Source organism: Acidisoma sp. L85, assembly GCF_009765865.1.
Lineage (GTDB): Bacteria > Pseudomonadota > Alphaproteobacteria > Acetobacterales > Acetobacteraceae > Acidisoma.
In genome coordinates, this window is the sequence record NZ_LMUQ01000073.1 from 189,336 (window position 1) to 201,108 (window position 11,773).

Sequence of the window (11,773 nt, forward strand, 5' to 3'; positions counted from 1 at the left end):
ATGGGGAAAGCCTGCACTAACGCGCTGGAGACCCTGCGGATCCTCGAGTTCCTTGAGCATCTTCGCGCACCCTGGGCAACCCTTTTCCCTTACGGCGACCCCGAACTTGTGTGGCGCATCGTCAACCACCTCATCCGCAGCAATCTAAAAAGCGAAGTGGTGACCATCTCGGCGCTCGCCCAGGCGGGTTACGCGCCCTACACGACCGCCCAACGCAAGGTCGAGGAGTTGATCGCCACCGGTCTGATCGAGAGGGTCCCGCGCGGCAAAACCGGAAAATCCTTCGCGCTGCAGCCAAGTTCGGTGCTCTACGAATCCTTCGAGACTTACATGCGGCAGGTCAAGGGCTTGTTGGCGCAGACCTTCGGGAACCGGCAAAAAACGGAAGAGGCAGACAATTATTATTTCGGCGGCATGCCGTCGGGCGAAGTCATGGGACCGCCGCCACGCCTGCTGCAGCAACCAAGCCGGCGGCCCGATCTGCGCTTCCTTATGGGTGAGGACAACTACTTCATCGCGTTGCAAAACATGTGGGCGGATCTGCGCACCAGCTTCGGCGCGCGGCGGGACTTCGATCTCGCGGGCCTGCCCCAACTCTACCGCCTCGCGACCGCTAATGCTTCGCGCCCAGTTTCAGAATATGACGTGATCGCGGTCAATTTTCCTTGGGTTGGCGAATTCGCAAGCCGAGGCCTGATCCGGCCCATCAGCAGCGAACTCGCCATAGCGGGCATCAAGCCCGACGACTTCCACAATCGCTTCTGGCCGAGCGGGCAATGGCGAGGACAGCAGTTCGGCGTGCCGATCTACTGCACAATCGAAACCCTCGCTATTCGGCGCGACCTGTTCCACGACGCCGGCCTCACGCAGCCGCGCACTTTCGACCAGGTAATCACGGCGGGCCGCGCGCTGCATGCACCAGCGCATGGCCGCTACGGCATCGTATGGAATGCCGCACGGGGCATGCCGATCGCCTCGAGTTTTCTGTTTTTACTCGGATGCTGCGGTGCTTTCATCGTGAGTCGCGGCGATGATGGGCCGGATGCCCGGCCGCATTTGCCTCTAGAGGCCAGCCTGCGTGTGCTCAACTATATGCATCGCCTGACCGAAATCTCGCCCCCTGGCGTCGCCGAACTGGACTGGGAATCGAGCCTCGACATCTTCCTCAATGGTCACGCCGCCATGACCTATTGCTGGAGCATGCGGGCCACGCGTTTCGAATACGACACTCGGTCGCGTGTGCGTCGGCAGGTGGATTACTTGCCACATCCCGCCGGACCCGAGGGTGCCAGCACTGCGCCTGTCGGAGGCTTCGTCCTCGCGGTTCCCGCCAATCTTCCCGAAAGTCGCGTGCAACGGGCGGTGGACGCCATCGCCTGGATGCATTCGCCGGATATGGTTCGCAGCCATGTCAAAAGCGGCTTTCCTGTGCTACCGCGCTTCAGCCTCGCCTCCGACCCTGAGATGCAGCAGAGCTCGTCGATCGTGCATTTCGTCGAACGTGTCGCGCAGCGCAATTTACTCGATAGTTGGCAGCGGCCGCCCATTCCGGAATATCCGGCGATCGAACGGATCCTCGGCGAAGAGATCCACGACGCGCTGACGGGCCGCAAAACCGATGTCGCCGCCTTGAGCGCTGCGCAATCGGCGATCGACGCGCTCTACAAGGTATCGCGCCCCGCGCGCAGTTCTCGTGGTCGCAAGAAAGACGATGCCGAGGCTCCAGCGGCAGTGGCGCGGAATGACCAGACGGCATTTCGCGTCGGCGCCTGACAGGATCGGCTTGGCGTAGCGAACGGATGGAATGAGGGAGCAAGAAACAATGGCAATCGTCAAGGTTGCGCTTATCGGTCTCGGCTGGTGGGGCCGCAAGATGGTCGATACGCTGGGAACGAAGAGCGACGTTATCCGCATAACCCGCGCCGTGGATCCGGCGATCGAATCCGCTCGCGATTTCGCGTCGGCTCGCGGGCTTCCGGTTGGCAATGATTTTGCCGATGCGCTCGCCGATCCCGAGATCGATGCGGTCATCCTAGCGACACCGCACTCGCTGCACGAAGCCCAAATCGCCCAGGCGGTGGCGGCGGGCAAGCACGTCTTCTGCGAAAAGCCACTGGCCCTCACCGGCGCCGGTGCGGCGCGCGCGGTGAAACTATGCCGAGACGCCAGGCTCGTCCTCGGCATGGGTCATGAGCGCCGTTTCGAGCCGCCGATGGCGGAACTGCTGCGGGACGCGGCGGCCGGGCGGCTCGGACGCCTGCTGCAGATTGAGGCGAATTTCAGCCACGACAAATTCCTCACGCTCGATCCGACAAATTGGCGCCTAAAACCCGACCAGGCGCCGGCGGGGGGCATGACCGCAACCGGCATTCACCTTACCGATCTTGCCATCCACCTGATGGGAGCAGCGTCGGAGGTGACGGTAACCTGCGAGCAGTTGGCCTCGAAACTTCCGTCCGGCGATACGATGAGCGCCTATATCCGCTTCATCGGCGGCGGCACCGCCTATGTTTCGGCGAGCCTCGCCACACCCTTTGTCTCTCGCTTCGCTGTTTTCGGCACGAAAGGCTGGGTCGAAATCCGTGACCGTGCCCATGTCGAGGCGCCTGCTGGCTGGGTTGTGATCAAGGGTTCCTCCACCGGGCCGATCGCAACATCGGAAGTTGGGCCTTCGGAAGCAGTGTTCGCCAATCTCGAAGCCTTCGGGCGGGCTGTGGCCGGTGCCGCGCCCTATCCCATCACCGGTGAGGAGATGATCGCGAATATCACATTGCTGGAGACGATCGTGCGCGCTTCGGGCTCCGGCAAGGTCGAGCCGGTCGACAAGGTCGATCTAACACTGCAACGCGCTTTGGCGGAGGCCGTATGATGCGAGCCCTGACATTCAACGCACCCGAACAGGCGGAATTGCGGACCGTCGAAATGCCACGGATCACGCCGGATGAGATCCTCGTCCGCATGAAAGCCGTCGGCATCTGCCACTCGGACTACGAGTTGCTCGGTGGCCGCTACATCATCCCGATCTCCTATCCGGTAACGCCGGGTCACGAATGGAGCGGCGAGATCGTGGAACTAGGGCGCAACGTTCAGGGTTTCTCGGTCGGCGACCGGGTCGTTGGGGAATGCGTGGTGCGTTTGCCAGACCGCATCCACCATTTCGGGTTCTCGCTGGATGGCGCGGATCGTGAGTTCTTCACCGTGCGGCCGGAATGGCTGCACAAATTGCCCGACGGCATCGACGATCTGGCGGCTTCCTTCATTGAGCCATTCACCTGCGGCTTCTACGGTGTGCAGAGGCTGGGCGGCACCGATGCGAGCGAGACGGTCGTCGTTTCCGGCGGCGGCACGATCGGCCTTGTCTCGGCGGCAGCGGCCATCGGCATGGGCGCGCGGGTGATTGTCATCGACCCGATTGCACACCGGCGAGAAGCCGCGCTCAAGCTTGGCGCGGATGCGGTGATCGATCCTCTGGCCGAAAACCCCGTCGATCGCGTCATGGAAATGACGCGTGGTGGCGCGGATCTCGTGATCGAGGCTGCGGGACATGATCGGTCGCTGGGCAAGGTCTTTGATCTGGTGCGTGAAGAAGGCCGCGTCGCGATGATCGGCATCAATATCGGGCGCGAGGTATCCTCGCATCTCGGCAATATCCAGATGCGCAATCTCACCGTAAAGGGCTGCATCGGTTCGCCCGGCGTTTGGCCTGCCGCGATACGCTTCCTGGAGCGCACCGGCCTAGATTTGTCGCCGATCCGCACCCATAGCTTCCCGTTGGAGGAGGCAGTTTCGGCCTTCGAACTCGGGAAGCAGGCGGATAAATGCATCAAGGTTACGTTGTTGAATAGCTAGAATCCTGGAAGCACGGTGAGATCGTCATGGAAAGACTGAATGACCGCGTCGTTATCGTAACGGGTGGCGCGCAGGGGCTCGGCGAAGGTATCGTGCGACGTCTTTTGCGGGATGGCGCGCGGGTGGTGATCGCCGATCGCAATGGCGAAAAGGCGCGGAGCCTCGCCGCTGAACTGAGCGCCGACGGAACGAGAGCGCTCGGCGTTGCTGTCGATGTTGCCGAACGCAATCAGGTGCAAGCGATGATCGCACAAACGTCGGAGGCCTTCGGCGGCATCGACGTTCTCTTCAACAATGCCGGCTTCAACAAGCCACTGCCCTTCTTCGATGCGGATGAGGACAACTTCAACTCAATCATGCGGGTCAACGCGCTGGCGGTGCTGATCGGCATGCAGGAAGTCGGAAAATACATGATCAAGCAGGGCAGGGGCGGCAAGATAATCAATACCGCCTCGATCGCCGGGCGGCAGGGTTATCCCGAATTCGCGCCCTATTGCGCCAGCAAGGCGGCCGTCATCTCGCTCACTCAAGCCGGTGCTCGCGCCATGGCGCCGGACCATATCACGGTCAATGGCATTGCGCCCGGTGTTGTCGTGACCCCGCTTTGGGACGGGTTGGAGCAGGATATGATCGACAAAGGCGTCATCAAGGAGAGGGGGGAATTCATCAACTCGTTCTCTGCCGGAATCCTGATCGGTCGGCCGGCAAAGCCGCAGGATCTCGATGGTGTCGCCGCTTTTCTCGCCTCGTCGGATTCCGATTACATGACAGGCCAGATCATCATGTGTGACGGCGGCATGGTTCTCGTTTAGAGACGCGCGGGTCCGGGCGCAACGTTGCTCCCGGACCCGGCCCCAAATTACGGAATGATCTTGCTCTGACGCAGCCGAGCAAAAAGATCGAGGAGAGACTTGCGGCTATCCTGATAGGCGAGGAAACCGGCATTCCGGCTCTTCGACATATCAGTGACGCATTCGAGCTGACGGCCGAGATCCGCATCCGTGTGCCACGGTGAAACCAGGCGATCGAGCTTCGTCTCCCGCAAGCCATACTTTGCGGCGATATCCGCCCAGGCCGCTGTGTCGTCCTTCATCTGCTCTTCGAGCAGTGTGGGATGGCCAGGATAGGGCGCCGCCTCGATCCCGAACTGTGCGGCGATCTGGGACCACATCCAGCGCCAGCGGAAAACATCGCCATTAACGATGTTGAAGGCTTCGTTTCGTGCCGCCGGCGTGGTCGCGGCCCATTCCAGCTGTTCCGCGAGAATTCGCGAATCCGTGATGTCGACTAGGTTATTCCACTGTTCCGGGGAGCCGGGGAACAGGAACGGGCGCCCGAGCTCACGGCAAATCGTCGCGTAGACAGCGAGCGTCACGCCCATGTTCATCGCATTGCCGATGGCATAGCCGATGACGGTATGTGGCCGATGGATGCTCCAGCCAAAGCCTTGCTTTTCGGCAGCGGCGTAAACCTCGTCCTCCTGCGTATAGTAGAAGTTGTCGCCCGGCAGCCGCGGTTGCTCCTCACGGAAAGGCGTGCTGGGAAGATTGCCTTTGCCATAGGACTCGAATGGCCCGAGGTAGTGCTTCAACCCCGTCACAAGTGCGACGTGCTCGAGCGGCGCGGTCCGCAGCGCGTTCAACAGGTTGTGCACTAGCCGCCCATTGATCTCGCAGTTTTCGATTTCCGTGGGCTGGCGCATCCAGGTTGTGATGAACACATGGCTCGGCCGAATGTCTTGCAGGGCGTGACCGAGGGCAGCGGTGTCGAGAAGGTCTGCGGCGACGGGGTGCACGCCTTCGAGATCCGTGAGCGGCCTGCGCGCGAGCCCGTGGACCTGCCAGCCGTTCCCGGCAAGCCGCCCGGCAAGCGTATTGCCGATGATGCCGCTCGCGCCGACCACCAGCGCTGATCGAGTTGTCATGGAAAACCTCCGGAAATTCTAGCAAGTGCCAATCAGGCTCGGAGAGTGATACCGCTAAGTGCCGTGAATGGGCTAGACGACATCCATCTGCCAGCCATGTCTCGCTTTGCCGAGGAGGAAAGCCCATGAAAAACGACCAAGCCGCATCAGCATCTCTTTCGCAAGCCGTCGGCCGGTCCGAGGAGCGGCATGATGTGGTCGGCCCCGTCACCTTGCGCGGCTTCGCGGCCCTCCTCGATCTCTCTCCGGACGAAGCGCGTCTGGATGAGGGTTTGCCGCCGCTGTGGCACTGGGGCCTGTTCCAGGACTGGGTGCGGCCAGCTTCGATCGGAGATGACGGTCATCCGCGGCGAGGCGGCTTTCTGCCCGCGATAGAGGGGCTAGACAGCCGGATGTTTGCCGGCGGGCGGCTGCAGTTTCTCCGGCGGCTTAGGCCGGGTGAGGCAGTCACCCGCCGCTCCATTATCCGCGAGGTGAAAGAGACGGAGGGCGGGGCAGGGCGCTTGGTTGTGATAACCGTCGAGCACCGCATCGGCGGCGACGCGGGCGATGCCACGATCGAGGAGCAGGACCTCGTCTTTCGCGCTGCGGTTCCTCTTCCAGCGCGCGCGGACGCTTCCGCGCCGCCAGCTCCTACCGACGCCTGGCGTCGCGAAGTGAGGCCTGATTCCGTTACCCTGTTTCGCATGTCGGCATTGACCGGCAATGGCCATCGGATTCATTACGACCACCCCTATGCGACCGGCGTAGAGGGCTATCCGGCCCTCGTCGTTCACGGACCAATGCAGGCGATCTGGATGGCGGATCTTCTGCGGCGTCATACGCCCGAGGGTCAGCGCCTTGGCCGGTTCTCCTTCCGTGGACGCCGGCCTGCATTTGCCGACAAGCGGTTGACGCTAGAGGGATGGCCTCTGAAAGGCGGCTTCCAACTGCGAACGTTGAACGAAGACGGCGTCGTCTGCATGACGGCGGAGGCCGAGTTGGTTTCCGAGTGAACCGCCGCGCACGACTATAAAACGACTCCACCATGCCGCATCATAGAAGCGCCGTGGTTGAGCCGATGAATTCCCAGAACCGCTTCGGCCAAACGCTCCGATGCTTCCACGCCGAGCACATTATCGACGAGACCGGAGAATTTTCCACGTAACTCGATTTCGGTCAGGAAGTTCGTGGGTTCTCCTTTCGGCACGATCACGCTGCGAACGAAAACCTGGTCTCCGGACTTCACGGTCAGTTTTCCCGACATATTGACGGGAAACTCGGCTTCCATGTCCGGATCATTCTCGCAACTCACCCGCTGCATCAGAGTGCGGACGGAGGGATCGCCTAGCTGCCGATAGCTATCCCACTCCATCTTCCCGTTCAGCAACGCCACCGCGACAACGAAGGGGCCGCTGAATTGGGCATCGACGATATTCGCGGGGTTCAGCTTTTTCTGTACTGGCTCACCGATGAGCAGAATTCCGGCACGGGAGATGCCGAGGGTGACCGCATCAATGGTCTCGGCGGTTAATCCAAGTTCCGCGCGAAGGGCGATCGCCGCGTCAATGCCGGCATGACCCCAGCGGCAGGACGGGTAGGGCTTCACCCCCGTCCGCATCAGTTCCCATTCCACGCCGATATTCTGCAGCACGCGCTCCGGCTCGGGTGCTGGGGCGTAGGATCGCAGGAACCCGTGCTTGCCCTCGATCGGTTGCGCCGCTCCCTTAAACCCCTCGCGAGCCAAGGTTGCCGCCGCAAAGCCCGCCATGCTCGCCCAACCGACCTGGAAGCGCTTCGTCCAGGCGCCATTGGCGAGAAATTGCAGGCTCCCCGCACTCTGGCTAAGCACAATGCCAAGTGCATGCTCGGTCGCGGCGGCATCCATCCGAAATGCGCGCGCAGCCGCGGCAGCAGCACCGAAGGCGCCGCACGTCGCCGAGGGGTGAAAGCCGCGATCGTAATGCGCCCCTGCGGGCAGCGCGAGCGCCAGACGCAGCGCCACCTCGTACCCGGCCACAATTGCCGCCAGAAGTTCTGCACCGGAAGCGCCGCTGATTTCCGCCGCTGCCAAGGCCGCCGGAATGACCGTCGCGCCGGGATGGAGAATGGCCGCCGCATGGGTGTCGTCGAAGTCGAGCGAATGGGCGAGCGTTCCGTTCACCAGCACCGCTCCCGCCGGCGCATAGCCTACGGGATCAGCAAAAACCCGCGCCTCACCCAAGCCCAGCCCCATCGCTCGCACGGCAGCCAGGAGGGAAGGCGTGCTCTCGGAATCATGACGCGCGCGAACTGCGTTGCCGACCAGGTCGAGGAGCAGGAAACGGGCACGCTCCGCCAGCTCAGCCGAGAGGTCGCCCGGCTGAAGTCCGGAGGTGAAGGCAGCCAGCTGCTCGGTGATATTCATGCCAGTCGCTCCGCCTCCGCTCATTCCAATAGAACGCAAATCCGCCGTCAATATGAGCGCGGTAGACCGAGCACATGTTCCGAAAGATAGCTCAGTATGAGGTTGGTCGAGATCGGTGCCACCTGATACAGCCGGGTCTCGCGGAACTTGCGCTCGACATCGTATTCCTCGGCGAAGCCGAAGCCGCCATGGGTTTGCACGCAGGCTTCCGCCGCGTCCCAGGAAGCCTCAGCGGCGAGCAGCTTCGCCATATTGGCTTCAGCGGCGCAATTCAGCCCAGCTTCGAACAGCGCCGCCGCCCGCTGCACCATGAGTTCCGCCCCCCGCATCCGGGCATAGGCTTTCGCAATTGGAAACTGCACGCCCTGGTTCTGGCCGATCGGCCGGCCGAAAACGACACGCTCATTGGCGTAGGCGGTGGTCTTCTCGATGAACCACTTGGCGTCGCCGATACACTCCGCGGCGATCAGGATCCGCTCGGCATTCATGCCCGACAGAATGTAGCGAAACCCGCGACCCTCCTCGCCGACCAAAGCGCTGGCCGGGATACGAACATTGTCGAAAAACACTTCCGTCGTCGCGTGGTTCATCATCGTGCGGATCGGCCGGATAGTCAGGCCATTCTCCTTCAAGGCGCGCATGTCGAGCAGGAAAACCGACAACCCGTCGGTCCGCTTCTTAATCACCTCGCGGGGCGTGGTCCGTGCGAGCAGTAGCATGAGATCGGAATGTTCGGCGCGGGAGGTCCAGATCTTCTGGCCGTTGATGACATATTCGTCGCCGTCGCGCTTTGCGGTGGTCTTGAGCGCGGTGGTGTCTGAGCCTGAGGTCGGTTCAGTCACGCCGAAAGCCTGCAAACGCAGCTCGCCGCTGGCGATTTTGGGCAGGTAGAACGCCTTCTGGGTCTCGCTGCCATACCGCAGCAAAGTGCCCATGATATACATCTGCGCGTGACAGGCGGCTCCATTGCATCCCGCGCGTTGCACCTCTTCGAGGATCGCGGCGGCCGCGGACAGCGTCAGCCCTGAGCCGCCATGCTCTTCCGGGATCAGCGCCGCGAGCCATCCGCCTTCAGCGAGAGCACGAACGAATTCCGCCGGATAGGCTGAGTCTCGATCCAAGGCGCGCCAATAGCTGCCGGGGAATTGCGAGCAGAGGCGCGCCACCTCGACGCGGATCTCCGCATGCGGGTCCGAATCGAGCGAGGCGGATGATGGGTTCAAGCGATTTCTCCGTCGACGAGAAGGGCAGGGCGCGCCCCACCTCACTGCCCATCAGTTGGGCCCCGAAGACTATGACGGCTGGCGCCTCGGATCAAAAATCGTTAAGCGGCCCAGGCTGAGGTCGATGCCCGCCCATCGCCGATCGCGGTTGCGCGAAGCGAGGCGAGGCGAGGATCGCCCGAAGGGACAGACCTAAAATGATGAGCGCTAAGTCCTTCCCTCATTAAGTATCCAATGACTGCAACGAAAAAAGCGGCTCTTGTGCCTTTTTAACATGGCTGGCTAGGCGACCCACCTAAGAGGGAAGTCAACGGATGCAATCTCAGCCGAAAACCTCTCTTTGGATGGCAGGTGCCTTCTCGGCCGCGATCTGCCTCGCTGGGGCTATGCTCGTGACCTTTGGCACGGGCCTGGAGGGAATTTCCGCCGCTCTGGCCGCCACGGCACGGCTGGGTTTCATGTTTTTCCTGCCTGCCTACGCCGGCAGCTCCATGGTCGCGCTGTTCGGCCCGGCTTTCCTGCCACTGAAGCGATACGGCCGGGAGCTTGGCCTGGCTTTCATCTCCGTTCTGACGGTGCATCTGAGCCTCGTTACATGGCTCTGCCTGATCGGGGAGGCGCCGGGGCGCTCTACCTTCATTCTATTCGGTATCGGCGTGATCTGCGCCTATGCCATTGCGCTGCTATCGCTCGGCGGGCTCCGGAAGGCCATGGGACCCGGCGTATGGTGGTTGGTGCGCGTGTTGGGGATGAATTACATCCTCTACGCCTTCGCCATCGATTTTCTCAATAGCCCTCTGCATGGCAGCGCATGGCATATCGCCCTCTATCTACCTTTCGCCAGCCTGGCCCTCGTCGCGCCGGTTCTGCGTATCGCTGCCGCGATACGACGCGCCGATCACCTGCTGCGTCACTCGCCTTATCGGCCAAATGACCGGCGCAAGGTCACATCGTAAGTACGTCAAGGTCACATCGTAAGTACGTGCAGGCCGAGGCGCCGGCTATCGCGCGACCTCGATGATCATGGCGTGATCGCTCAGGCCGAGAGAAACGGAGCGGACGTTCTTCAAAACCTGCACAGGTTCGGTTCCGGTCGTCACATCATAGACTTTGACGGTCTGATGCTTTCCCCCTAGCGCGACAGTGACATTGTCGCTGCCCTTCACGCGCTCGTCCCAAACGATCAGTTCAAAGGTTCCGCTGCTTTTCTGCAGAAGCAAGTCGTGAACAGTCTCCGGTTGATTTGAAATTGAGTAGGTAAGGCGCCTCGGATGGGCGAGCTGCCCGCTATCGGCGAGGATCGTCGTCAGGTTATGGATATAAGTGGCGGCAAGCTTCGGAGCGCTCTTGTGATACAGGCCTTGATTGCCTGCGCCACCCTCATCGTCCCGCATCTCATAGATAAAAGTATATTGCCAACCACGCTTGAACTGCGCGAGATAGGTATTCGTCAGAACGGTGCCCTGGGTGTGCTCGCCACCCGCGTTGACAGCCGTATCCCAACCCGTTTCCGTCGTGACGCGCGCCACATGCGGCAATTGCTGGTCGCTGTAGCCTTTGTAGTGGTGGGCCCAGGTAAGTCCGTTATTTCCATAGAGCCCGTCCCAACGGCCGTTGAGCGTGGGATCGGCGGCGTTCCAGGCTTGGTTGTCGCCATATTGGTTGCCGTTTCCGCTGACATAGTTGTGCGGATTCACATAGTCGGCGAAGCGGGCTTTGTCGGGAAAGATCGCCTCCGCGCCTACGGGGATTGTCAGGAACTGCAAACCGACATTGTCGGTTTCCGCCCCGGTTTCGGAGGGGCTGAAGACCGCATAGCGCTTGAGAACCAGATCACTCTTCACGGCGGCATACAGGTCCTTCTGGTACAACGCCACCGGAATCCAACTCTTGCCCTGTCCGCCGCCGCGCTGGCCGTTGTAGAGAATTGGAAAATTGTTGACCTCGTTCGGTCCCTCCAGCGCGAGAAGCGCGTTCGCTTTCGCGAGTGTTCTTCCGTCGTTCAGGAGGTTGTCGAGATGCAGCTCCCCCCCATCGCTAATGGTGAAGTGCGCGCCGGTCTTCTGATGGATCATCACATCGCTGTCGATGTGGCGCGACCCGTCCCGGACCTGGCGGATCCCAGTAAATTTCAAGGGTTCGACATAGGAGTTAGGGTCATAGCCTTGATCGACATGGGTATTAACCCCGAGGGAACTCAGGAAACGGTCCGCGCTCACTGCGAGAACTCCGGTGAGACGCGAGTGTTTGTGGGATGACGCGCCAAACGCGCTCGACACAGCCGTCGGCAATACGTTCAGAACGCTGTGCCGGCCGACGAGGTTGGGCAGAACAAAAGCCGCGGACAAGATGCAAGTTGTCGCGACGTAGTATGAAGACATGCGCATCAAA

Annotated in this window: 10 protein-coding genes; 6 read left to right on the forward strand and 4 right to left on the reverse strand. The window is 61.5% G+C overall.

Annotated elements, in window-relative coordinates; genetic code table 11:
- Genes GSQ83_RS24475 through GSQ83_RS24490 form a run of 4 tightly spaced genes read left to right on the forward strand, consistent with a single transcriptional unit; the run spans window position 1 to window position 4,661 of the window.
- The gene (locus tag GSQ83_RS24475; protein WP_158805478.1) at window positions 1–1,773 is read left to right on the forward strand and encodes an extracellular solute-binding protein; all 1,773 of its coding nucleotides are present in this window, start codon (window positions 1–3) and stop codon (window positions 1,771–1,773) included.
- A gap of 49 nt (window positions 1,774–1,822) precedes the next feature.
- The gene (locus GSQ83_RS24480) at window positions 1,823–2,869 is read left to right on the forward strand and encodes a Gfo/Idh/MocA family protein (RefSeq protein WP_158805479.1); all 1,047 of its coding nucleotides are present in this window, start codon (window positions 1,823–1,825) and stop codon (window positions 2,867–2,869) included.
- Entirely contained in the window at window positions 2,866–3,849 is a 984-nt protein-coding gene (locus GSQ83_RS24485; RefSeq protein ID WP_254065882.1) for a zinc-binding dehydrogenase, read from the forward strand. The genes GSQ83_RS24480 and GSQ83_RS24485 overlap by 4 nt, the downstream gene beginning before the upstream one ends.
- Window positions 3,850–3,875: 26 nt before the next feature.
- Window positions 3,876–4,661 carry an SDR family NAD(P)-dependent oxidoreductase gene (locus tag GSQ83_RS24490; protein WP_158805480.1) on the forward strand — a complete coding sequence of 262 codons (786 nt, stop codon included), beginning with the start codon at window positions 3,876–3,878 and terminating at the stop codon, window positions 4,659–4,661.
- Between the two features lie 47 nt (window positions 4,662–4,708).
- On the opposite strand, the gene GSQ83_RS24495 is transcribed toward GSQ83_RS24490, so the two are convergent.
- On the reverse strand, window positions 4,709–5,773 hold the full coding sequence (locus GSQ83_RS24495) for an SDR family oxidoreductase (protein WP_158805481.1): 1,065 nt from the start codon (window positions 5,771–5,773) through the stop codon (window positions 4,709–4,711).
- A gap of 125 nt (window positions 5,774–5,898) precedes the next feature.
- Between GSQ83_RS24495 and GSQ83_RS24500 the strand changes: the two genes are divergently transcribed.
- Window positions 5,899–6,768, forward strand: coding sequence for a MaoC family dehydratase N-terminal domain-containing protein (locus GSQ83_RS24500; protein WP_158805482.1), 870 nt, complete (start codon window positions 5,899–5,901; stop codon window positions 6,766–6,768).
- 14 nt (window positions 6,769–6,782) lie between these two features.
- On the opposite strand, the gene GSQ83_RS24505 is transcribed toward GSQ83_RS24500, so the two are convergent.
- Window positions 6,783–8,159 (reverse strand): MmgE/PrpD family protein, encoded by a 1,377-nt coding sequence (locus GSQ83_RS24505; protein ID WP_158805483.1) that lies wholly within the window; start codon window positions 8,157–8,159, stop codon window positions 6,783–6,785.
- Between the two features lie 47 nt (window positions 8,160–8,206).
- Window positions 8,207–9,382, reverse strand: a complete 1,176-nt coding sequence (locus tag GSQ83_RS24510) for an acyl-CoA dehydrogenase family protein (protein ID WP_158805484.1) — start codon at window positions 9,380–9,382, stop codon at window positions 8,207–8,209.
- A gap of 314 nt (window positions 9,383–9,696) precedes the next feature.
- On the opposite strand from GSQ83_RS24510, the gene GSQ83_RS24515 reads away from it, so the two are divergent.
- Window positions 9,697–10,338, forward strand: coding sequence for a hypothetical protein (locus GSQ83_RS24515; RefSeq protein ID WP_158805485.1), 642 nt, complete (start codon window positions 9,697–9,699; stop codon window positions 10,336–10,338).
- A gap of 45 nt (window positions 10,339–10,383) precedes the next feature.
- On the opposite strand, the gene GSQ83_RS24520 is transcribed toward GSQ83_RS24515, so the two are convergent.
- The gene (locus GSQ83_RS24520; protein WP_158805486.1) at window positions 10,384–11,601 is read right to left on the reverse strand and encodes a glycosyl hydrolase; all 1,218 of its coding nucleotides are present in this window, start codon (window positions 11,599–11,601) and stop codon (window positions 10,384–10,386) included.
- Between the last annotated feature and the right edge of the window lie 172 nt (window positions 11,602–11,773).